The organism is Halorubrum kocurii JCM 14978 (genome assembly GCF_000337355.1).
Taxonomy (GTDB): Archaea; Halobacteriota; Halobacteria; order Halobacteriales; family Haloferacaceae; genus Halorubrum; species Halorubrum kocurii.
In genome coordinates this window covers 48,194-70,450 of sequence record NZ_AOJH01000076.1, presented here as the reverse complement: position 1 = coordinate 70,450, position 22,257 = coordinate 48,194, and the positions used below count along the sequence as shown (strand labels likewise).

The following is a 22,257-nucleotide window of genomic DNA, read 5'->3' as shown; positions in this document are numbered from 1 at the left end:
CGCCTACTGCAGGCGGATCGACGCCTACTGCCCGCGGGCCGGCGCCTACTGCAGGCGGATCGACGCCTACTGCCCGCGGGCCGGCGCCTACTGCAGGCGGATCGACGCCTACTGCGACGGCGCCATCGCGGGCTTCGCTTCGCCTTCGAACGCGATCGACTCGCCCGTGTCGCCGTCGAAGAGGTGGATGTCCTCCTCGTCGAACGAGACGGCGACGGTGTCATCGGGGTCGGGCTCGATGTTGGAGTTGACGCGCGCGATGAAGTCGGACGCGAAGTCCAGGTAGAGGTAGTTGTCGCTGCCGATGGGCTCGACGACTTCGACGGTCGCCCGGATGCCGTCGGAGGCGTCGACGACGCGCACGTTCTCGGGCCGAATGCCGAACGAGAGCTTGTCGCCGTCGGAGACCTTCGGATAGTCGTCGGCGTCGACGGCGTAGTCGAAGCGACCGGAGTCGTCTCGCAGGTGGAGTACGCCGCCGGAGCTGTCGGCGGTAACGTCGATGAAGTTCATCGACGGCGACCCCACGAACCCGCCGACGAACTTGTTGACGGGGTTCTGGTACACCTCCTTCGGTTTCCCGACCTGCTGGAGCTCTCCGTCGTTGAGAATGACGATCCGATCGCCCATCGTCATCGCCTCTTCCTGGTCGTGCGTGACGTAGATGGAAGTGGTGGCGAGGTCGTTCTGGAGGCGCTGGATCTCGGTACGCATCGAGGTCCGCAGCTTCGCGTCCAGGTTGGAGAGCGGTTCGTCGAAGAGGAACACGTCGGGCTCGCGGACGATAGCGCGGCCCAGCGCCACGCGCTGTTTCTGTCCGCCGGAGAGCTCGTTCGGGCGGTCGTCGAGCAGTTCCTCGATGCCCATCATCTCGGCCGTCTCGTAGACGAGCTCGTCGCGCTCCTCCTTCGAGAGGTCGGTGCTCATCCGGAGGCCGAACGCCATGTTTTGTTGAACGGTCTTGTGCGGGTAGAGGGCGTAGTTCTGGAACACCATCGCCACGTCCCGACTCCGGGCGTGGATCTCCGTTACGTCCTCGCCGTCGATGGCGATACGCCCCTCGGTCGGCTGTTCGAGCCCCGCGAGCATGCGCAGCGTCGTCGACTTCCCGCATCCCGAAGGCCCGACGACGGTGATGAACTCGCCGTCAGTGACATCGAGAGAGAGGTCGTCGACGGCGACGATCTGGCCGTTATCAAACTCCTTTCTGAGATCATCGAGCGTTACAGTTCCCATTATCTGCACGGGTGGAGAGCCGGGGGTATAATTCTTACTCTTAAATCTGAATTTGTAACGCATAATTTCGTAGCAAATTTTTTTCAGGCAATCGTATGTTTTGTACAATATATTGTAAATTGTAATTTGAATATATCTCGGGATGTGAACCCTGATAGTACAAATATCTAACAAAATTATAGATCACGATATACCCAAAGAGTTAAGGTTTGTACTACTAATTCATCCCATATTGACCCATGACAATGGACCGCAGAACAATCCTCAAGAATCTGGGCGTTGCAGGTGGAATCGGGGCGCTGGCAGGGTGTGTCGGCGTGGAAGAACAGGACGGGTCGGAGTCTTCCGGAGAGGACGGATCGGATTCGTCCGGTACTGACGGGACCGACACCGAGGAGGGATCGGACGATTCGGGTCCCTCGGGCACGGCGACCGTGTGGTACTCGCTTTCGGAGTCGGAGAAGGACGAGCGCGAGGCGGCGATCCAGCAGTTCGAGGAGCAGACAGACCACAGCATCGACAACTCGGACATCTCCGACATGGAACAGAAGACGACGAGTGCGATTCCCGCAGGACAGGGGCCACACACCTTCGAGTGGGCTCACGACTGGGTCGGTGACTACACCGAACGCGGGTTCCTCGTCGACCGGAGCGACGATTTGGGTGTCGACTTGGACCAGTTCACGCCGGCGGCCGCCGAGGCGGCACAGTTCGACGGCGGCGTGTACGGACTCCCGCACGACTCCGAGACGGTAACGCTCATTTATAACACCGATATTGTCGACGAGGCACCGGAGACCGTAGAGGAGATGCGGTCGACGATGGAGGAGTTCCACGACCCGGAGAACAACCAGTACGGCCTGGGTTACCCGTTCAACGATCCGTACTTCCTCAGCGGGTGGCTGCAGGCGTTCGACGGACACCTCTTCGATCCGGAGGCCGACGAGGCGCTCGGCGTCGACAGCGAGGAAGTCATCGAGGGCGCACAGTTCGCCGTCGACAACTTCGCCCCATACATGCCGAACGATCCCCAGTACGAGCCGCAGGCGTCGGTGTTCGCCGAGGGGAACGCCGCCTTCGCCATCAACGGTCCGTGGTACCTCTCGACGCTGAACGAGAAGGGGATCAACTACGAGGTCACGGAACTACCGACAGCAGAGGGGGCGAGCCCCACGCCGTACACGGGTATCACGATGTGGTACTTCACGACGGGGATGGAGGACGGTGGTGACGACATCGTCGCCGCACAGGAGTTCATCGAGTGGTACACCACGAACGAGGACCTCCTCTTAGAAAACGCCGAAGAGCAGGGCAGCATTCCGGTTTTACAGAGCCTCGTCGACGGTGGCGAACTCCCCGACAGCGTGCAGGGCTTCGCGCAGTCGGTCGAACAGGGCGTCCCGATGCCCTCGGATCCGCGGATGAATCAAGTGTGGGATCCCGTAAAGAACGCGCTCACGAAGATGTTCAACGGCGACGACGATCCCCAGCCCGCACTGGAACAGGCCGCCGACGAGATCCGCAGTAACTGGGAGTAATCGGACTGATGAGTACCGCATCACGCGTCGTCGACCGCGTCGAGCAAATCCCGTTCCTCGACAAGCGAGACGCGTCGCTGTTGTTCGTCCTTCCCGGACTGTTCGTGTTCTCGGCGTTCATGCTGTTTCCGGTGCTGTACCTCGTCGGCATTTCCTTTACGAACGCCGAGCCGGCGAACCTCTTCGCGGGCGAGGGTGCGTTGGCGGTGTTGACGTTCGGCGATGCGATGTTCGTCGGGCTGGAAAATTACGTGGCCGTGCTCACGGATCCGACGTTCTGGAACTCCTTCGGAATCACGTGGCTGTTCGTCGGGACGAGCGTCACGCTGAAGCTCGTTGTGAGCATCAGCATCGCGCTCATTGTCACGAGCGAACGCGTGCGAGGGAAACGGGTCATGCGCTCGCTGATCATCCTCCCAATGGGGCTCCCAGCGATCTTCACCATCACTGTCTGGCGCGGCATCTTCAGCTCCGCGGAGTTCGGTCTGGCGAATCAGGTGCTACGCTCGTTGGGAATGGGGACCGTCTCGTGGCTGAGCGAGCGCTGGATGGCGTTTGTCGCGTACAACATCACCGAGGCGTGGCTCGCGTATCCGTTCATGGTCATCATCACCGTCAGTGCACTCCAAGACGTTCCCAAGGAACTGCACGAGGCGGCGATGGTGGACGGCGCGGGCTACTTCTCCAGGTTCTTCCACGTGACGCTACCGTCGATCAAGCGTCCGGTGCTGTTCGCGTCGATTCTGACCGCCGCGGCCTCGTTCCAGCAATTCCTCATCCCCTTCGTGTTCAACGAGGGCGGCCCGGCGCGACAGAACGAGCTGGTCGTCGTCTACGGCTACCGAGAGGCGTTCTCGTTCGCCGAGTACGGCGAGGGCGCAGCCATCTCTATCGTCGCCGTCGCGTTCATCGCCGCGTTCATGTGGCTGAACGTGAAACGCGGGAAGCTCGCTGACGGGGTGAGTGAATCATGAGCCTATTAAGCGGCATCGTCCGTAAACTGCGCGAGGACGCGGAAAATATCCTGTTGACTCCGGTCGAGACGGCCCGCGAGGCGAAGTACACCGTCGAAGGCGTCCGCCGAGGCGAGATCCCGCCCTCGAAACCGTTGAAAACCCTCGGTGCGACGGCCGGTGCGCTCGTCCTCGTCGCGGGGCTGATGTTCCCCATCTACTGGATACTGATGGCCGCGCTCTCGGGGTCGGGGGGCTCGATCTACTCGTCCGGCGGACTGACCCTGCTTCCGGAGAACCCCTCGTTACAGCCGTTTATTTGGGTTGTCGGGGATCTCATCGTACCCGCATACGCGGTCAGCATCAACATTCCGCTAACCGACATCGCGATCGCAGTGAACACCCCGGAAATCGCGTTCCTCGACGCCTCCGACTACGGGGTCGAGCGAACCTCCGATTTCAAACACTTCTTCTGGAACAGCCTCACCGTCTCGATACCGACGGTCATCATCGCCATGTGTCTCATCGTGCCGGCGTCGTACGCGCTGTCGCGTCGGGAGTTCATCTTCCGCCGGAAGATTCTGTTCACCTACGTCCTCTTGACACAGGTCGGGGGCGGACTGGGTATCGCGTTGCTCATCGGCCTGTACGCGGTGTACGTTCAGGTGGGACTCAACAACAGCAAACTCGCACTCTCGGTCTACTACGCGGCAACGGCGGTGCCGTTCAACACGTGGTTGCTGAAGACGTACATGGACGGCATCCCCGTCTCCTACGAGGAGGCCGCAGTCGTCGACGGCGCGCCGCCGTGGCGCGTCGTCACCGAGGTCATCATTCCGCTGTCGGCCGCGGGGCTGGCGACGGTGTTCATCTTCGTCTTCCTGACGGGGTGGACGGAGTTCGTCGTCGCCCAGACGCTGCTCGGCACGGAGAACTACACGCTGCCGGTGGGACTGTTCTCGCTGGTCAGCGAGTACTCCATCCCGTGGGCGCGCTTCTCGGCGTTCGCGCTGACGTTCGCCGCGCCGATCATGCTCGTCTACCTGTTCGCCCAGCGCTACATCGAGGGCGGGCTGTCGTTCAGCGGCATGGAAGGCTGACGGCCGCGGTCGCTCGGCCTCGGCTCTTTTTTAAGCGGTCCCCCGCCGACGCCTCGCCCGTTGCGCCCGTTGCGCCCGTTTCGCCCATTGCGCCCGTCTCGCCCGGCGAGTGCACCGGCCGTCGAGAGTGCGCCGGCTGGCGGGAGTCGGGGCGAAACCCGTCATCGCCGCCGCCGACAGGGGGTTCAAGTGTGCGCTCGTCCCACCGGAGAGTAGCAATGGAGCCGCCGAACATCGAGCGGTTGGACGAGCGCACCGTCCAGCGCATCGCGGCCGGCGAGGTCGTCGAGCGCCCGGCCAGCGTCGTCAAGGAGCTGATCGAGAACAGCCTCGACGCGGGCGCGAGCCGCGTGGCCGTGTCGGTCGAGGCCGGCGGCACCGAGGGAGTCCGCGTCCGCGACGACGGCGTGGGCATCCCCGAGGACCAACTGGAGGCCGCGGTCGCGGAACACGCCACCTCCAAGATCGGCGACATCGAGGACCTCGACCGCGGTGTCGGCACCCTCGGCTTCCGCGGCGAGGCGCTGTACACGGTCGGCGCGGTCTCGCGACTCACCGTCCGGTCGCGCCCGCCCGGCGCCGCCGCGGGCGCGGAGATCACCGTCGACGGCGGCGACGTAGGCGACGTGCGCCCCGCCGGCTGTCCCGAGGGGACGACCGTCGAGGTCGACGACCTATTTTATAACACCCCCGCCCGGAAGAAGTTCCTCAAGCGGACCGCGACCGAGTTCGACCGCGTCAACACGGTCGTCACGGGCTACGCGCTCGCGAACCCCGACGTCGCCGTCTCGCTGGAACACGACGGCCGCGAGACGTTCGCGACCGAGGGGAACGGCGACCTCCGGTCGGCCGTGCTGGCCGTCTACGGCCGCGAGGTCGCGGAGGCGATGGTCGACGTGGCGTGGGCGCCGGACGGTGACGGCGACCCGACCGGCCCTGACGCCGCCGACCCGCCCGTTCGCGGCGTCAGCGGCCTCGTCTCGCACCCGGAGACGACCCGGTCGACCCGCGAGTACCTCGCGACCTACGTCAACGGCCGGTACGTCACCGCGAGCGCGCTCCGCGAGGCCGTCCTCGACGCGTACGGCGGCCAGCTCGCGCCCGATCGGTACCCCTTCGCGGTGCTCTTCGTCGAGGTCCCGCCCGGCGACGTCGACGTCAACGTCCACCCGCGGAAGCTGGAGGTCCGGTTCGACGAGGAGCCCGCCGTTCGCGAGGCCGTCGAAGGCGCCGTGGAGGAGGCCCTCCTGGATCACGGACTGATCCGATCGACGGCTCCCAGAGGCCGGTCCGCGCCCGATCAGACCGAGATCAGCCCGGAAGGTCCGGACGCCGAGGCTGTCGGCGGCGCCGGGACCGACCACGAGCGCGCGGCGCTCGGCGACCGAGCGGACGATGATCGGGAGAGAGGCGACGGGGACGAAAGCGACTCGGGGAGCGACGGCGGGGACGACTCCGCCCCGGAGCCCGGCGGCGATCCGACCGCCGCGGCCGCGTCCGAACTGGACCCCTCGGACGAGGAGGCGTGGGCGGTCGGCGACGTGGGGTCGGCGACGACCGACTCGACCGAGTCCGCCGATCCGGCCGAGTCATCCGGTTTCGCGTCCGACCGTCCCTCGCCGCGGCGCTGGCAGTCGGACCCGAGCGAATCCGAGGGTGACACGGAGGACGGCGACGCCGGCGCGGTCGCCACCGCCGAGGTCGACGGCGAGAGCGGTGTCGACGACGCGAGCGGGCTCGACCGGTTCGGCGGGCCGACACCCGGCGACGCCGAATCGGCCGACTCGGACGCTACGCCGAGCTCCGTCGCCGACGCGTCGGGCGAACGGCGAGCGGCGTCGACCGGCTCGCGCCCGACCGCGACCGCCCAGCGGACCCTCGACGGCGAGTCGACGAGCGCGGAGCGCACCTACGACTCGCTCCCGGCGCTGCGGGTGCTCGGCCAGCTCCACGAGACGTACGTCGTCGCCGAGGCGCCCGACGGGCTCGTGTTGATCGACCAGCACGCCGCCGACGAACGAGTGAACTACGAGCGCCTGCGGGCCGCCTTCGCCGACGGCGCCGACGCGCAGGCGCTCGCCGAGCCCGTCCGGATCGCGCTCACCGCGCGGGAGGCGGCGCTGTTCGAGGAGTTCGTCGAGGACCTCGCCGCGGTCGGGTTCCGCGCCGAGCGCGCGGGCGAGCGCGAAGTGGTCGTCTCGTCGGTCCCGGCGGTGTTCGACGCCGCGTTCGACCCGGAGCTCGTCAGGGACGTGCTCTCCGCGCTCGTCGACGACGCGACCGCGGGCGACGAGCCGGTGACGGACGTGGTCGACGAGCTGCTCGCGGACCTGGCGTGTTACCCCTCCGTGACCGGGAACACCTCGCTGACGGAGGGGTCGGTTGTGAATCTGCTCGACCGGCTCGACGCCTGCGAGAATCCGTACGCCTGCCCGCACGGCCGACCGGTCGTGATCCGGCTCGACCGCGACGAGATCGGGTCGCGGTTCGAGCGCGACTACCCGGGCCACGCCGGGCGGCGCGCGGAGTGAGCGGCGGCGCTCGGCAGCGGGACCCTTTCCGGCGACCGCAGAGAGGTACGCTTTAGGCGGGCGCCGTGGACCGACGCGTATGGAACGCGTAGCGATCATCGGCGCGTCGATGACCCGGTTCGGGCAGCGCGACGCGTGGGTGCGCGAGCTGCTGGCGGAGGCGGGCGCGGCCGCGCTCGACGACGCCGGGATCGACGGCGACGACCTCGATCACCTGTACGTCTCGAACATGGCCAGCGGCGAGTTCGAGGGCCAGACCGGGGTCCCGAACGCGCTCGCCCACGACCTAGCGGCACAGCCGGCGTACACCGCCCGGATCGACCAGACCTCCTCGTCCGGCGGCGCGGGCGTCTACGCGGCGTGGCAGTCGGTCGCCTCCGGCGCGAGCGACCTCACCATGTTGGTCGGCGGCGAGAAGATGACCCACCGGACGACCGCGGAGGCGACCGACGTGATCGCGTCTCTCACCCATCCGGTCGAGTACAAGCAGGGCGTCACGCTCCCCTCCTTCGCGGGGCTCACGGCGCGGCTCTACCTCGACACCTACGACGCGCCGCGCGAGAGCCTCGGGAAGGTGGCGGTGAAGAACCACAAGAACGGCGTCGACAACTCCCACGCGCAGTTCCGGAAGGAGGTCGACCTCGACACGGTCCTCGGCTCGCCGATCGTCGCCGACCCCCTCCGTCTGTACGACTTCTGTCCGATCACGGACGGCTCCGCGGCGCTCGTCTTCTGTCCGGAGTCGGTCGCGGCGGAGTACGTCCCCGAAGACGAGTACGCGGTCATTTCGGGGATCGGCGGCGCGACCGACACCCACGTCGTCCACGAGCGCGCTGACCCGACGACGATGGGCGGCGTCGTCGACTCCTCCGATATCGCCTACGAGATGGCCGGGATCGGCCCGGACGACGTCGACGTGGCGGAGCTCCACGACATGTTCACCATCCTCGAGTTCCTCCAGAGCGAGGACCTCGGCTTCTTCGAGAAGGGCGAGGGGTGGAAGGCGGTCGAGGAGGGCGTCACCGACCGCGACGGCGAGCTCCCGATCAACACCTCCGGCGGGCTCAAGTCGAAGGGCCACCCGCTCGGGGCCAGCGGCGTCGCACAGGTGTACGAGATATTCGAGCAGGTCACCGGGAACGCCGGCCCGCGGCAGGTCGAGGCCGAAACGGGGCTCGCCTGCAACGTCGGCGGGTTCGGGAACTGCGTGACCACGACGATTCTGGAGGGCAGCCAATGAGCGAGCACGAAGCCGACGACGCGACCGGAACCGACGGGGAAGAGTCCAGCGAGGAACCGACCTTCGAGGCCGCGGAGTACGCGGACGGGACCGTCACGTACCCGCCTCACACCGTGAGCCCGAACGGCGCCGAGCGCGTCGGGACGGTCGACCTCCGGGAGCACGGGGGGCGGGTCCTCACGTGGACGACCTCGACCGCGACGCCGCCGGGCGTTCGGGAACCGAACACCCTCGCAATCGTCGAGTTCGAGATGGGCGAGGAGTACGACGGACCGCCGGTTCGCGCGCTCGGACAGATAGCCGAGCGCGCGGGTGAAGGCGAGAACGGTTCCGGGGAGACCTTCGACGTCGACATCGGCGACCGCGTCGAGCCGGTCTACGCCGACGAGCTTCGCGAGCCGGGCGCCGGCATCCGTGAGCCCGAGAGCCAGGAGTGGGACGGCTTCCGGTTCCGGCCGGTCGAGGAGTAGCCGCGCTCGCGTTTTTCTCAGTTCACACCCGCCGGAAGTCCCCGAGCCGCGTCCCGTCGAGCAGGTACGCGTCGCCGGCCGGCAGCGCGTCCGGGAGGAACGGCGCGAGGAACGACTGACCGTCGACGTTGACCCACGTGCCGCCGGAGCGCTCGTTGAACGCGGGGAAGACGACGAGTTCTGGCGGGTCGGAGCCGTCTCCCTCGTTTCCACCGTCTTCCACGAACGCCCCGGGATCGAGTTCCCCCCGGAGCCACGCGCGCTCTGCCCGCGATCCGCCGACCGAGTCCTCCAGTCGCACTTGGGGATGCTCGTGGCCCATACAGACCACGTCGGCGTCCAGGAGCCCCGGATCGGGCCACGTGTGACCGTGGAGGACGCCGACGGTACCTCCGAGCACGCCCCCGCCAGCGCCGATCACGTCGAGGTCGTCGGCGAACGCCTCGGCGACTCCGCCGTCGTGGTTCCCCTCGACGAGCGTCATCGGGACGCGGTCCGTGACCGCGCGGATCAGCTCGACGAGTTCGTCGCGCTCGTCGCCGTCAGGCGCCGCGATCCGGTGGGCGAGGTCGCCGAGGACCACGAGCCGGTCGGCGTCGGTCTCGGCGATGAGGGCGCAGAGCCGCTCGCGGCGCTCGTCGGCCCGGGCGTCCAGTTCGACGCCGCGCTCGTAGCGGAGCCCGACTTCGATGCCGGCGTGGACGTCGGCGACGAGCAGCGCGCGCTCCCCGCCGAGGTCGGCCGCGGCCGCCGGTTCGCCGACCACCGGCTCGACGACGGGCGACGCGCCCGGCGCCATCAGATCGGCTTGAGCACGCCGTCGCCCGGCTCGTAACACTTCCCGCTCATCAGCGCGTCCTGGATGGCGTCCTCGACCGCGTCGGCCGCGACCCCGTGGTCGTCGACGACCGCCTCGACGACCGCCTCGCGGTCGGCGCCGTCGCCGTCGTCGAGTGCGTCCATCGCGTCGATAACGGCGGCTTCGAGGTCGAGCTCGCCGGTCGGCTCGGCCTCGTCGCCCGCCGGCTCCTCACTCGCCGGGGTCGGGTCGGCGGCGTCCGGCTCCTCGGCGTCCGATTTCTCGGCCTCCGCCGACACCGCGGCTCCCTCCTCGGCTGGGGGCTCGTCCATCTCTTCGGGGTCCGGCACGTCGATGTCGGCCTCGCCGGGCTCTTCGACTTCGCTCCCGGTCGAAAAGTCGGTTCCGAACTCCGACTCGATCTCCTCGCGCTCCTCCTCGTCGAGTTCGTACATCTCGTCGGAGGCGGGCTCGCTCGCCGGCTCGTCGGGGTCGATGTCGGTGGCGTCCCCTCCGGTGTCGTCCGCCGCGGCGTCGTCGGCCCCGACGTCGTCGAGGTCGGCGTCGAAGTCGCCGAGTCCGTCGCTCTCGCCGGCTGACTCGGAACCGATCGAGTCGGTCTCCGAGGGACCGGAATCGGCGGNGTCGCAGTCGGTTCGGTCGCCTCGGCCGCCCCTTCGTCTGTGGCCACGGACTCCGAGTCGGACGCGGGCTCCGGCTCGGAACCAGATGCCGGCTCGGAGCGGGGCTCGTCCGACTCGGAGACCGTCGATTCCGATTCCGCCGGCCCTTCGTCAGCGGCCGGCTCAGCCGGGACCTCTATCGTCACGTCCGTCTCCGGGAGCGCGCCGATCGCGGCGTCACCGCCAGCGTCGGGGGCGATCTCCGGCGCACGCACCTCGTCGCGGTCGCCGGCGATGAGCTCCAGCGCGTCGACGGCGAGCCGACGGAGCGCCTCGACGTAGGCGGTCGAGGTGTCGTAGTGGGCGATCGCCTTCGGGATTCCCGCCGCCAGCGACGCCGGCGCGCCGCCCGATTCGAGGGCCGCGCGGAGCTCCTCGCCGCGGAGGTCGGCGTCGAGGGCCGTTTCGAAGACGGCGAGCCGGTCGAGCGTGGCCTCCGCGGCGGAGACGACCCAGCGGTCGCGGGTGTCGGCGTCGACCGCGTTGAGGCTCTCGGGGCGCACCGAGGTGAACACCCGGTCGGAGTCCTCCGGCTCGAAGGTCCGCGCCTTGCCCGTGAGCGCGACGAACGCCGGGGGTTCGGCGCGTTCGAGGAACGTCTGCGCCTCGGGCTGGTACTGCCCGGCGTAGGTGACGAACGCGCCGGAGGGGTCCACGACCCGCCCGCGGCGCGTCTCGTCGTTGACGCGCTCGACCTCGGTGAGCACGCCCGCGACGAACAGCCGGTTCACGCGCGCGCCGGTCGGCGTGACGACGTAGTTCGGGGCGCGCTCCTCGTCGCTCTCGGAGTACGAGAGCGAGGCGTCGTCGAACTCGGCGGCGAACACCCGGTGAGCGACCTCGCGGGCGCCGGGCCCGTCGTCGCTCATTCGCCCACCTCCGCGAGCGCGGCGCGGGCGTGGTCGGCCGGGTCGTCGTCCGCGAGCTCGAACTCGTTCGCGTCGAGGTTGGCGCCGTAGTCGTCGACAGAGAGGTTCCCGCGGACGCGGTAGGCGCGCCCGACCAGCGAGTCGGCGATCGCCTCCGCGACGACCTCCTTGTCCATCGCGTCCTTCGCGGCGTCGAGGGCGTCCCCGAGCCCGCCGCCGTACACCTCCGCGGTGAGTTCGTCGTCGAGGACGACGGTGACGGTGTCGGTGCCGTCGTCGACGATCGCCTTCACGCGGAGGTCGTCCTCGCCGTCCACGTCGCCGTGACTCCGACACTGACCGTTCTGGACGACGCGGCCGCACTCCGGACAGCGCTCGATGAGCCCGGAACCGTCCCGGATCTCGAGGACGTTCCCGACGACCTCCACGTCGAACATCCCGCCGGACCCGACCGCCTCGGCGATCGACAGTCGGGGGGCGTCCTCCGCGACCTCGACGGAGTCGGGGAGGGGCGTCACCGTCGAGAACTCCGTGAGGTTGATCGAGGGCACGCCGCGGAACTCCCGGACGTACACGTCCTCGATCCGGAGGTCGGCGCCCGGCTTCAGCTCGGACCGGGGCTGCCAGTCGGTGAAGGGAAGCTTCGCGGTGGCGTCGCCGACGACGCCCTCCAGGATCTCGGTCTCGCCGTCGCGCCCGGAGATCGTCTTCTCGTCGACCTCGAGCACGCGGACCTCGACGTTGCGACCGCGGTCGCCCGCGTCGATGTCGACGAGGCTCCGGTCGCCGCCGACCTCGCGGTCGACCTCGACCGGCTCGTCGGCGATGGCGACGGTGGTGGAGTCGTTGAGGTTGAGCTCCGGCTCGCCCTCCCACTCCCGGACGCCGGCGTTGCCGATCGTCAGCGAGTCGCCCGGCTCGAAGCCGAAGTCCTGCCACGCGGTGTAGGAGATGACGCCGGTCTCGTCGGCGACCTCCCCCTCGCGGATGGTGAGGTCGTCGCCCTGGTACCGGATCGTCCGCGTCCCCTGCGTGAGCACGCGGACGGTAACCGTCACGCCGTCGTGGTCGGTGGTGATCTCGCCCACGTCGACGGCGTCGGGCGTCGGCGTCGAGCCGCCGCCTCCCCCACCGTGCTTCCGGCGGACGCTCTGTTTGGCCTCGTCGATCGGGACGCTGTACTCCAGTAGGTTCTGCAGGTCGGCTTTGACCTCCTCTTTGTCGACACCGAGGTCGGAGGCGAGCTCCTCGGCATGGCTGTTGACGTCCATCGAGTCGGGCTTCGACGCGACCGCACAAAAGGGTTCACCACCCCTCCGGCGGCTCGAACCCGCGGCGTCGCCCCCTCGGCTCTCTCCGCGACGTCGGCACCGCACGCCGCCGGTAGTGCTAAACCGCCCCCGTCCGCAACGTGGGGTATGGACGAAATCGATATCGACGCGCGCGTCACGGGGGAACGGACCGTCATCGACGTGATCGGGACCCGCGACGTCGCTGTCGTGGTTCGCTCCGCGAGCGGCGAGCGGATCTACCTCCCGCCGGAGGACTTCGACGAGCCCGTGTCCGGGTCGCCGTACACGTCGCCGTATCAGGGCGGCAGCGGCGTCGACGGCGAGGAGAGTCCGTACGGCGGCGAGTCCGGAAGCACCCGCGGCGTGTCAGAGACCGCGGACGGGTTCCGGATCACCCACCCCGAGACGGCCACCGAGTTCGACGTGTACCGCGGCGATGACGAGTAAGAACCGACGAGTAAGAACCGACGAGTAAGAACCGACGAGTAAGAATCGGTGATCGAAGACCGGCGATCGAACGCGGATCGAAGGGGAGTTCTCTTGAGTTAGGCCACGTCTTCGTACACAGCCAGCGTGTCCTCGGTGACGTCCGACCACTCGCGGCGCTCGTACTCCGGCGGCTGCTCGCGGTCAAGCGCGGTCGTGATCCCGTCGACGATCGACTCCGAATCGACCTCGACCTCGACGAGACAGCCGTCCGGAAGCACCTCGGCGACGCCCGACCGGGTCGCGACGACCTGCGTCCCGGCCTCCAGCGCCTCGGTGATCGTGATCCCGAACGGCTCCGCGTACGAGGGCGAGACGAACGCGTCGGCGGCGGCGTAGTAGTCGCCGAGCTCCGCTTCCGGAACGTAGCCGACGAACTCGACGCGGTCGTCGATACCGAGCAGTTCGACGAACCGCTTCAGCTGGTCCGTCTGGTGTCCCGACCCGCCGACCACGAGAGTCACGCCGGGACGGCGGAGCTTCCGCATCGCGTACAGCAGGTGCGAGATCCCCTTCTGGTCGGTGTGTCGGCCGACGAAGAAGAGCATCTCGCCGTCGATGCCGAGCTCCTCGCGGACGTCCTTCCCGGAGAACGTCGGGGTCGAGAAGCCGTTGTACACGACCCGCGACTCCGCGTCGTACAGCTCGCGGATGTCCTCGCGGACGATCTCGCTGACCGCGATGTTTGTGTCGGCGGCGTTCGCGAGCCGGCGCTCGGTCTCGACCTCGCGTTTGGGCGGGTTGATGTTGCGGTCGCTCGCCAGCGAGTGGAACGAGGACACCCACGTCGCGTCCGAGGCGCGGGCGGCCTGCCGGCCGGGACCGTACCCGAACCAGTCGTGCGTGTGGATCACGTCGTGATCCGGAGCGAGCTCGGCGAACCGATCGCCGAGGCGGTCGACGCGGTCCGCGACGTCGCCCTCTCCGGTCTCGACGGGCACGATACCCGACTCGTCGTCGGGTGCGAACTCCGCGGGCAACACGAGGGTGGCGTCCACCCCGAAGTGGTCGCGGAGCCCCGAGAACAGTTCACCGACGTGGACGTCGAGTCCGCCGGTGATGTTCGGCGGATACCCCCATCCCAGCATGAGTACGCTCGGCGGCATACCCCCACGTTTCTGGAGTCGGCACTTAGGTATGCCCCCTCGGTCGCCCGACCGAGCGGCTCGGTGAGCGACGAGAGAGTAGAAAAGACGTTCGGAAACCGCAGCGGGCCCGACTCAGGCCGCTTTCACGGCGTCGCGCAGCGCGCCCGTCCGGTCGGTGATCGACTCGGCGGCGTCGGCGAGCACGTCGAGCGGGTCGCTGGACTCGGACTTCACCGTCAGCACCGGCTCCGTCTGGCCGCCCGACTGCTCGGGGTTCATGTCGTAGGTCGCGGCCGCGACGTCGTCGGTCTCCAGCAGGACGCCCTTCAGCACGTTCATGAACGTGTGGTCCTCGCCGGCGATCTCGATGCGGAGTTCCGTGTCGGTCTTCTCGATGACCCGCAGTTCCATGTTCGTGAGGTCGAGCGAGCGGCGTTTCAAGCTTTCGTCTCCCGGATATCGGAGGTTGTGGACCGTCCGCACGCCACGGTAGCCCTTTTAAACAGCGTGGACGCAGTCGGGTGTATGGAGATCCGACGCCTTCCCACCGAGGACGACGCCCTCCGCCGCTACGCGGCCGAGCTGTGGCTCCCCTATCACCGCGACCTCGCGGCCGCCGTCGACGCGCACGCGCTGGCGGACTGGTCCGACGAGCGGTTCGTCGAGCGCAACGTCGAGTTCACCCGGAACCGACTCGAGGACGACGGCAACCGGGGGTGGGTGGCTGCGAGGGCGCCCGATGGGGTCGACGTCGACCCCGCAACCGCGTCCGTCGCGCATCCCGACCTCGAACTGACGGGGCTGTTACTGACGAGCGTCGACGAGTGTCCCGACCCGTTCGACCGTCCGGACCGGCTCGTGATCGGCGAGATCTACGTCGCGGAGCCGTACCGCGGGAGCGGGCTCGCCGACCGACTGGTAGAGCGCGCAGAGGTCGACGCCCGCGAGCAGGACTGCGGCGAACTCCGGCTCGACGTCGACGTCGATAACGAGCGAGCGATGGCGTTCTACGAGCAACAGGGGTTCGAGCCGTATCGGAGGCAGCTGACGCGAGACGTGGAGTGAGTGGACGATGTATAAGTGGTTGACTGTCGATCGACGGCGAACCCCGCCAAATTCCCCGGCTGCTCGACTATACGCGATCGACGAGGCTGCGGAGAACACCTCCAAAGCCCCAGCCGCTCGCCTATAAATCGTTGACTCCGGATCGCCGGCGAATACCTCCAAAGCCCCAGCCGCGAGGACGCCGCACGCTCGCTGCGCTCCTCACTCGATCGCTCACTTCGTTCGCTCTCTCGTTGCGGTGCTTGCGTCGCCTGCGGCGTCCTCGCGGCTGCCCCTTTGAGTCCCACCCGACCGCACCGCCCCGCAGCCTCACGCCTCCCCAGCCTCGTCGCTCGCTCGGGGCTCCCTTCGGTCGCCCACCGCGCTCGCGACTCCCTCGCGCGCGCTCCTCGGCCGCGAGGCGGCCTCGGAGGCACGCGCCGCCGCGTTCGCACCGGCTTCTTACGGTCTTCATTTATAAACGGGATCGTCGCATCCGTTCCCGATCACCGGAGTTCACCTCGGCGCCGCCGCTGGGCGATTGATAAACGGAAAAACTGCGGGTGCGCTCGGCGAGGCGTTACTCGTCGGTGTCGACCGCGACCTCGTCGGCGTCGACGTCGACGGCGCTCTCCTCTTCGGCGGCGACCTCGGACGGGCGCGCCTCGAGGGTCAGCTTCTGGACCTCGACGCGGCGGAGCGGGTAGATCAGCTTCGCCTCGCCGTAGATCGCCGACGAGAGGTTCCCGTCGACGATGGCGTCGACGAACGCCTCGAAGGTGCGCTCCTCGGCGGCCGCGTGGACCTTGTCGATCATGACGCGGCGGATCGCCTTCTCCTGCGAGCGGTCGGCCTTCTTCGTCGTCAGCGCGACGGGCTGGACGCGGATGCGGTAGTCGTCCGTCGTCAGCACCGTGATCGACGCCTCGACCTTCGAGGCGCCGCGGCGGACGAGCGAGCGCAGGTAGTCCCGCGTGAGCTCGTACTTGATGAACTCGGTGTAGGCCGTGTCGCTGCCCACGTCGGTGATCTTGAACGTGAGCTTCGTGTTGTTCGCGCCGGAGTCGCCGGTCAGCTCGCCCAGCGTCGTCGTGATCGTGCGGCCGACGACCTGGTCGGGCTCCTCGGCGAGGGTCTCGCCGAGCTCCTGCCGGTCGAACTGTTCGGGTGCCAGCACGGAGTACCAGCGCTTCTGTTCTCTGCTCTTGGATACGGATCGTTCGCTCATGTGTTGGTGTCGGTGTCGCCGTTGGTGTCGGAGCGGCGCCCTCCGTCGTCGGCCGCGAGGTGCGTCCCCGCGCGCTCGACGATTCGGTCCGCGACGCGTAGGTTCACGACGTGGTCGTCCACGGTCGACTGCAGTCCGCCGGTGGTGGGACGCTCGACGACGCACTCGATCGCGTCGCCGTCGACCCGGGTGGTCATCGAGTCGGTCTCGTCCGGGGCGAGCGCGGCGGCGACGAGGGAGGCGTCGGCGTGGGTCGTCCGGACGGTCGCCGTCCGGCTCGACTGCTCGCTCCGAGCGGGCTCCCCGCCCCGAGCGGACTCCTCGCTCATAGCGCCTCCCTGAGCGCGGCGAGCGCGCTCGTGATGTCGCCGTCGGTCGCTTCGCCGTCACCGACCACGATCCCCCCGCGGTCGGCGGTCCCCCAGCCGTCGCCGCCAGCCTCGCCCGCCGCCGACCGACAGGCGTCGCCGAGCCCGGTCGGCTCGGTGCCCGCGTCGTCCGCTGCGCGGCCACTGCCAGTGCCCGCGACGGCCAGCCGCCCCGCGGCCTCGTCGAGCGCGATCGCGACCGGCTCCGGCGACCGGAAGTCGCGTGCGAGCCGGGCGATCGTCGGGAGGACGGCGGCCGCGTCGCGCGCGGCGGTTCCGCCCTCGGTGTCGGCCGCTCCGTCTCCGAGGTCGACGCGCGCGACGAAGCAGCCGTCGTACCGGCCGGTCGTCGCGGCGTCGAGGGCGCGGTGCGCGGCGCGCCCGTGGGTCCGCCACGCGTCGAGCGCGGCGGTCCGAAGCCCGTCGCTCGGGTCGGCGGCGAGCGCCAGCGAGACCCCCGTGCCGGGAGCCCCGCGGGCGAGCGCGTCGAGGACGTCGGCGTAGCCGCCGACCGTCTCGAACGGCGCCGCGTTCCCGGTCGTTTCGTACGGGCGGAGCGCGCGCTCGACCGCCGAGGCGGCCCGCGCGTTCGCGCCGTCCGCGTCCGCGACGTCGACGGCGACCAGCGACGCGAGCCGCCGGTGCGCGTCGTCGTCGCGGTCGGCCGGGAGCCCGAGTTCCGCGAGCGCCGCGGCCGCGGCCTCGGGGTCGCCGGAGTACGGCGTCCGGACGAGCGTCGAGGCCGCGAGCCCGTCCGCCGCGTCGGCGACCGGGAGCGCGACGCCCGGGCGTCGGCGGACGCGGTCCGAGCGTTCGGCAGCCTTCAGCGCGTCGCCCGAGCCGTCCGTGCCGGGGACGGAGCCGGCCGCGACGACGCCAGCGAGGGCGACGACCGGATCGGGGTCGGCGCCGAGCGCGCGCGCTGTCGCGAACGCGTCCGCGCTCGCCGGGCGCCCCGAGCCGGGAATCGCGTGCGGGCCGCGGGCCGCGCCGACGGTCACCGCGACGGCGTCGTCGCCGGCGTCGGGGACCGGATCGCGGGACACGCGGACCTGAAACGGCGTGTCGACCGCTCGAAGCGCCCGCGCGAGCAGCCCTGCGGCTGCTACCGCGTCGCCGTCGTCGGTCGCGACGAGCCGGACGAACGGCGCGTCGGCGAGGACGTCGGCGAGGGCGTCGGGGGCGGACGTCGGGGATGTCGCTTCGGTCATTTGGGTGGGTGCGGTCGGGTGGTGCGGTCGTGGGTCGATGCGTCGTGGGTCGATGCGTCGTGAATCAACGCGTCACGTCGGTTCGTCGCGACTCGGCGTCGCGTCGGTGACTCGTCGGAGCCGTTACTCGTCGTCGAGCAGCTCGGCCGCGTACTCGTGGGTGTACGTGAACTCCTCGTCGATCTCGTCGCCGCGGTAGTAGTTCGCGAGGCGGCGGATCTTCGACTCCGTGTTCTGGAGCGCGCGCTTGTTCTGGTGGTCCTGTCCGTTCTCCGCCATGTGCTCGCGCAGGCGGACAGCTTGGGCCATCAGGTTGCGGAGGTCCTCGGGGAACTCCGGGTCTGCGTCGTGCTCGTCGAGGATTTCGGTGAGCTTCTTGCCGGTGGCCAGCTTCACGTCGGGCACCGGAACGCCCTTGACGCCCTCGTCACGGAGCTTGAGTCCGATGACGCTGGGGTCGTGGCCCTGCTCCGCCAGTTCGACGACGCGGGACTCGATGTCCTCGGCGTCGACGTCGCTCCACTCCGGGTTCTCGTCCGTCGCCGGCTTGTCCGAACCGGACGAACCGCGACGGCGCGTGTGCATTCGTGCCATTGTGTATCTGGTTGGAACGGCACAACCGCAACGTGACCGCGGCTCCGCGCGGCGCGGCTGACGGACGGCTCGCGAACGCGAGCGGTCCGACCGGACGGTCCGCGCGAGCGGACGGCCCGACCGCGACGCCGGAGGCGTCGGCGCACTGCTACATTCCCAAGCCGTGGGCGAAAAGACCCCGGCGCGTCGGATCTGCAGCTGTGCTGTTCCCGTGTGAACGGTCGGTGTCGGGGTTCTTAAGAGTGTTCTTGTGGCCTGCCGGGCGAGCGCGGCGGGCAGATCGGGGACAGAGGCGGAACGCGAACGGAGGCGGAACGCGAACGGAGGTGGAACGCGAACGGAGGCGTGACACGAGGGTTTACGTAGGTCGTCGATGACCGGGCGCCTGGGAAAGACACATGGACGAACCATCCGACGGCGACCCGATCGATCGGACCGGCGACGAACCACCAGATAGCGCCTCGTTGGGCGACGGGCGGCCCGACGGGGACTCCCCCGGCACGGCAGACGACGGCAGTGCAACCGTCGGCGGGGCTTCGACCGGGGGCGAACTCGCGACCGACGGCGGCCTCGACACCCCCGCCGAGACGGGGGCGGGCCCCGAGCCGCGGATCACGTTCTACGGCGGGAAGTGGATGAGTACCATTCCGCTCGCCTTCTTCATCGTCTGGGCGATATTCCAGAGCGGCGTTCTCAGAATTGGCGGCCCGGACGGGCTCGTCATCGGGGCGCTGATCGGGACGATCCTCGGGATGTTCTTCGTACGTGGGAACTGGAAGGCGTACGCGGACACTATCTTCGAGGGGATGACCCAGCGCGTTGCTGCCACGGCGATCGTCGCGTGGCTGTGGGCCGGGATGTTCGCCGACACGCTCCAAGCCGGCGGTTTTGTCGATGGACTCATTTTCGCTGCTGACGCGTTAAACGTCGGTGCTTCGACGTTCCCGGCGGCCGCGTTCGTCCTCTGTGGTCTGCTCGCGACCGGGATCGGGACGGGGTACGGCGCCACCATCGCGTTCGTGACCCTCTTTTTCCCAGCGGGCGTGCTGGTCGGCGCGAATCCGGTGCTGCTGTTCGCCGCGATCTTATCGGGCGCCGTGTTCGGTGACAACCTCGCACCCGTGAGCGACACGACGATCGTGAGCGCGGTGACACAGGACGCCGACATCGGCGGCGTCGTCGCCTCGCGGTTCAAGTACGCGATCGTCGCCGCCGTGCCCGCGTTCGTCGCGTACCTGATCATGGGATCAGTATTGGCGGGCGCGAGTCTCGAAGGGTCGGCCGCGCTCCGCGAGTCGGCGACCGCGCTCGGCCTGGTCCATCTGATCTCAATGGGTGCCGTGATCGTGACGGCGGTCGCAGGCCGACACATCGTCGAAGCGATCTCGTGGGGGATCGTCGTTGCCGTCAGCTTCAACCTCGCGTTCGGGCTCTCGTCGGTGAGCGACATCCTCGTGTTCACCGTGAGCGAGGCCGGGACGTTCACCTCGCTTCCGTTCGTCGCGGTCGGCGAGACCACGGGCGTGGGCGGGAGCCTCTACACGGGCGCAACCGGGTTCTTCCCGCTCATCGTGTTGACCCTCCTAATCGTGTCGATGGCGCAGATCATGATCCGCGGCGGCGGCTTCGAAGCGATCCAGGAGTTCCTGCTCAACTCCGTCGCGACCAACGTCCGCCGGGCCGAGCTGACGATGGTGCTCGGCACGGCGACGATCAACGGGATGATCACGATCAACACCGCCGCGGAGATCGCGATCGCCCCGTACATCGCGCGGATCGGCGAGAAGTTCAACATCAACGGCTACCGACGGGCGAACATCTTAGACGCGAACACGTCGGCGCTCGGGTACATCTTTCCGTGGGCCGGCGGCGTCCTCGTCGGCTATCAGGTGATGGTCGGTCCCGACGGACTCGGCGCGGAGTACGGCCCCGAGATGGTGGTGAACCCCATCGAGGTCGTGCCGTACGTGTTCCACGGCTGGTTCCTCGTGATCGTCTTCCTGCTGGCCGCGATCACCGGGTTCGGTCGTGAGTACATCCCCGACCGCACCTCCGAGGAGGTGTCGCGCGCATGAGCCGCTTCGACAAGTTCCTCGCCGGCTGGTCGTTCCGGGGGTCGACCCCCGAGTACGCGGCCGGCGACGTGATCGAGGTGATGGTCACCGGCGTGGAGGGCGACACGGCCGTCGCCCGGATCGGCGACTCGACGCTCCGGATCGAGGGCGCGCCGGACGACGCCCTGAACACCCGCGTGCTGGTCGCGGTCGAGACGTGGGACGGGACGGAGCACCGCGGCACCGGGACGTACCGCGAGACGGTCGGAAAGAGCGCGTTCTGATCNCTCCCTCGCGCCATCAGAGATGTGTATAAGAGACAGGGTCGTCTGGCGCTGCCATAACGACGGGCTCATCGGAGCGGAACCGCGCCGTCAGGCGGAACATATATCAGCAATTCGACTGAACGCCAGTACGAATATGGATGCCCTCACCGAGGAGGAACGTACGTGACGAACCGGATCGCGCCGGAGCGCGTCGCCGACCACGTGTCGGCGCTCGCCGAGGAGATCGAGTCGGCGATCGTCCTCGACGAGCGGTTCTTGGAGACGGTGTTGACCGCTGTTCTCGCGGACGGTCACGTCCTACTGGAGGACGTTCCGGGAACGGGAAAGACGATCACCGCCGAGAGTATCGCGACGGCGATGGGGCTGAGCTTCAGCCGGATCCAGTTCACGCCGGACCTCCTTCCAGCGGACATCACGGGCAGTAATGTCTACAACGACCACGACGGGACCTTCGAGTTCCGCGAGGGACCGGTGTTCGCCAACGTCCTGTTGGCCGACGAAATCAACCGCGCGCCGCCGAAGACCCAGTCCGCACTGCTGGAGGCGATGCAGGAGCGTCAGGTGACCGTCGACGGGACCACCTACGACCTGCCGACGCCCTTCTTCGTGATCGCGACCCAGAACCCAGTCGAGCAGGAGGGTACCTTCGAGCTACCGGAGGCGCAGCTCGACCGCTTCCTCGTCAAGTCCGCCATCGGCTATCCGGACCGGGAGGGCGAGCGCGAGCTGCTGTTCCGTCGGCTCGACCGGTACGCCTCCGCGCCGAGCGTCACGCAGACGATCGATCAAGAGACGGCGGCGGCGCTGCGAACCGCTCCGGAGGCGGTGTCGGTCGACGACGACCTCGTCGACTACGTCGTCGACCTCTCGCGAGCGACGCGCGAGGACGAGCGCGTCGACACCGGCGTCTCCCCGCGCGGCACACAGCGCCTGCTGGAGGCGTCGCGGGCGGCGGCCGCCTTCCGCGGACGCGACTACCTCGTCCCGGAGGACGTCAAGCGGGTGGCCGAACCGACGCTCGCCCACCGACTGGTGTTGTCGACGGAGGCACGCGTGAACCGGACCGCCGAGCGCGCCATCATTAAGGACGTGCTCGACACCGTCGACGTGCCGCGCGAGGCGGACGCACCCGAGGCGTAGGTCTGGAGGCCCGCGCCTCCGCCTCGCCTCCCCGCGTTGCGACGCC

20 protein-coding genes and 1 pseudogene are annotated in these 22,257 nt (G+C 68.7%); 11 read left to right on the top strand and 10 right to left on the bottom strand.

Features of this window, described 5'->3' with window-relative positions; genetic code table 11:
* Nucleotides 1–108 precede the first annotated feature (108 nt).
* On the bottom strand, nucleotides 109–1,236 hold the full coding sequence (locus tag C468_RS12185) for an ABC transporter ATP-binding protein (RefSeq protein WP_008849200.1): 1,128 nt from the start codon (nucleotides 1,234–1,236) through the stop codon (nucleotides 109–111).
* Nucleotides 1,237–1,475: 239 nt separating this feature from the next.
* Between C468_RS12185 and C468_RS12180 the strand changes: the two genes are divergently transcribed.
* From C468_RS12180 to C468_RS12155, 6 genes are all read left to right on the top strand, one after another.
* Nucleotides 1,476–2,774, top strand: a complete 1,299-nt coding sequence (locus C468_RS12180; protein ID WP_049912207.1) for an extracellular solute-binding protein — start codon at nucleotides 1,476–1,478, stop codon at nucleotides 2,772–2,774.
* 8 nt (nucleotides 2,775–2,782) lie between these two features.
* Nucleotides 2,783–3,748: a carbohydrate ABC transporter permease gene (locus tag C468_RS12175; protein WP_008849198.1), complete on the top strand. Its 966-nt coding sequence runs from the start codon at nucleotides 2,783–2,785 to the stop codon at nucleotides 3,746–3,748.
* A complete protein-coding gene (locus C468_RS12170) occupies nucleotides 3,745–4,827 on the top strand; it encodes a sugar ABC transporter permease (protein WP_008849197.1) in 1,083 nt (360 codons plus the stop codon). The genes C468_RS12175 and C468_RS12170 overlap by 4 nt, the downstream gene beginning before the upstream one ends.
* Nucleotides 4,828–5,045: 218 nt before the next feature.
* Nucleotides 5,046–7,358 (top strand): DNA mismatch repair endonuclease MutL, encoded by a 2,313-nt coding sequence (gene mutL, locus C468_RS12165; protein WP_008849196.1) that lies wholly within the window; start codon nucleotides 5,046–5,048, stop codon nucleotides 7,356–7,358.
* Between the two features lie 79 nt (nucleotides 7,359–7,437).
* A complete protein-coding gene (locus C468_RS12160; protein ID WP_008849195.1) occupies nucleotides 7,438–8,598 on the top strand; it encodes a thiolase family protein in 1,161 nt (386 codons plus the stop codon).
* Nucleotides 8,595–9,068, top strand: coding sequence for a hypothetical protein (locus C468_RS12155; RefSeq protein ID WP_008849194.1), 474 nt, complete (start codon nucleotides 8,595–8,597; stop codon nucleotides 9,066–9,068). The genes C468_RS12160 and C468_RS12155 overlap by 4 nt, the downstream gene beginning before the upstream one ends.
* A gap of 22 nt (nucleotides 9,069–9,090) precedes the next feature.
* Here the strand turns inward: C468_RS12155 and C468_RS12150 are convergent, their stop codons facing one another.
* The 3 genes and pseudogenes from C468_RS12150 to C468_RS12140 form a co-directional block, all read right to left on the bottom strand.
* A complete protein-coding gene (locus C468_RS12150) occupies nucleotides 9,091–9,867 on the bottom strand; it encodes a metallophosphoesterase (protein WP_008849193.1) in 777 nt (258 codons plus the stop codon).
* A pseudogene (locus C468_RS12145) lies at nucleotides 9,867–11,419 on the bottom strand (hypothetical protein). The gene C468_RS12150 and the pseudogene C468_RS12145 overlap by 1 nt, the downstream one beginning before the upstream one ends.
* Nucleotides 11,416–12,690: a Single-stranded DNA binding protein gene (locus tag C468_RS12140; RefSeq protein WP_008849192.1), complete on the bottom strand. Its 1,275-nt coding sequence runs from the start codon at nucleotides 12,688–12,690 to the stop codon at nucleotides 11,416–11,418. Before C468_RS12140 ends, C468_RS12145 begins: the two are co-directional and overlap by 4 nt.
* Before the next feature lie 147 nt (nucleotides 12,691–12,837).
* On the opposite strand from C468_RS12140, the gene C468_RS12135 reads away from it, so the two are divergent.
* Nucleotides 12,838–13,158 carry a DUF7510 family protein gene (locus C468_RS12135; protein WP_008849191.1) on the top strand — a complete coding sequence of 107 codons (321 nt, stop codon included), beginning with the start codon at nucleotides 12,838–12,840 and terminating at the stop codon, nucleotides 13,156–13,158.
* A 98-nt stretch (nucleotides 13,159–13,256) separates the two neighbouring features.
* On the opposite strand, the gene C468_RS12130 is transcribed toward C468_RS12135, so the two are convergent.
* Nucleotides 13,257–14,285: a glycosyltransferase family 4 protein gene (locus C468_RS12130; protein WP_008849190.1), complete on the bottom strand. Its 1,029-nt coding sequence runs from the start codon at nucleotides 14,283–14,285 to the stop codon at nucleotides 13,257–13,259.
* Nucleotides 14,286–14,417: 132 nt separating this feature from the next.
* Complete coding sequence (locus tag C468_RS12125; RefSeq protein WP_008849189.1) at nucleotides 14,418–14,696, bottom strand: DNA-directed RNA polymerase subunit L; 279 nt, start codon at nucleotides 14,694–14,696, stop codon at nucleotides 14,418–14,420.
* Nucleotides 14,697–14,810: 114 nt separating this feature from the next.
* Between C468_RS12125 and C468_RS12120 the strand changes: the two genes are divergently transcribed.
* Complete coding sequence (locus tag C468_RS12120) at nucleotides 14,811–15,350, top strand: GNAT family N-acetyltransferase (RefSeq protein ID WP_008849188.1); 540 nt, start codon at nucleotides 14,811–14,813, stop codon at nucleotides 15,348–15,350.
* A 559-nt stretch (nucleotides 15,351–15,909) separates the two neighbouring features.
* On the opposite strand, the gene C468_RS12115 is transcribed toward C468_RS12120, so the two are convergent.
* The 4 genes from C468_RS12115 to C468_RS12100 all read right to left on the bottom strand — a co-directional run bounded on the left by C468_RS12115 (nucleotide 15,910) and on the right by C468_RS12100 (nucleotide 18,730).
* On the bottom strand, nucleotides 15,910–16,557 hold the full coding sequence (locus C468_RS12115) for a 30S ribosomal protein S3ae (RefSeq protein WP_008849187.1): 648 nt from the start codon (nucleotides 16,555–16,557) through the stop codon (nucleotides 15,910–15,912).
* Nucleotides 16,554–16,886, bottom strand: coding sequence for a KEOPS complex subunit Pcc1 (locus tag C468_RS12110; RefSeq protein WP_008849186.1), 333 nt, complete (start codon nucleotides 16,884–16,886; stop codon nucleotides 16,554–16,556). Before C468_RS12110 ends, C468_RS12115 begins: the two co-directional genes overlap by 4 nt.
* Nucleotides 16,883–18,136: a hypothetical protein gene (locus C468_RS12105; RefSeq protein ID WP_008849185.1), complete on the bottom strand. Its 1,254-nt coding sequence runs from the start codon at nucleotides 18,134–18,136 to the stop codon at nucleotides 16,883–16,885. The genes C468_RS12110 and C468_RS12105 overlap by 4 nt, the downstream gene beginning before the upstream one ends.
* A 123-nt stretch (nucleotides 18,137–18,259) precedes the next feature.
* The gene (locus tag C468_RS12100) at nucleotides 18,260–18,730 is read right to left on the bottom strand and encodes a 30S ribosomal protein S15 (RefSeq protein ID WP_008849184.1); all 471 of its coding nucleotides are present in this window, start codon (nucleotides 18,728–18,730) and stop codon (nucleotides 18,260–18,262) included.
* A 398-nt stretch (nucleotides 18,731–19,128) separates the two neighbouring features.
* Between C468_RS12100 and C468_RS12095 the strand changes: the two genes are divergently transcribed.
* The 3 genes from C468_RS12095 to C468_RS12085 all read left to right on the top strand — a co-directional run bounded on the left by C468_RS12095 (nucleotide 19,129) and on the right by C468_RS12085 (nucleotide 22,211).
* Complete coding sequence (locus tag C468_RS12095; protein ID WP_008849183.1) at nucleotides 19,129–20,805, top strand: Na+/H+ antiporter NhaC family protein; 1,677 nt, start codon at nucleotides 19,129–19,131, stop codon at nucleotides 20,803–20,805.
* Nucleotides 20,802–21,068 (top strand): DUF7513 family protein, encoded by a 267-nt coding sequence (locus C468_RS12090; RefSeq protein WP_008849182.1) that lies wholly within the window; start codon nucleotides 20,802–20,804, stop codon nucleotides 21,066–21,068. Before C468_RS12095 ends, C468_RS12090 begins: the two co-directional genes overlap by 4 nt.
* 165 nt (nucleotides 21,069–21,233) lie before the next feature.
* Nucleotides 21,234–22,211, top strand: a complete 978-nt coding sequence (locus C468_RS12085; RefSeq protein ID WP_008849181.1) for an AAA family ATPase — start codon at nucleotides 21,234–21,236, stop codon at nucleotides 22,209–22,211.
* Nucleotides 22,212–22,257 lie beyond the last annotated feature (46 nt).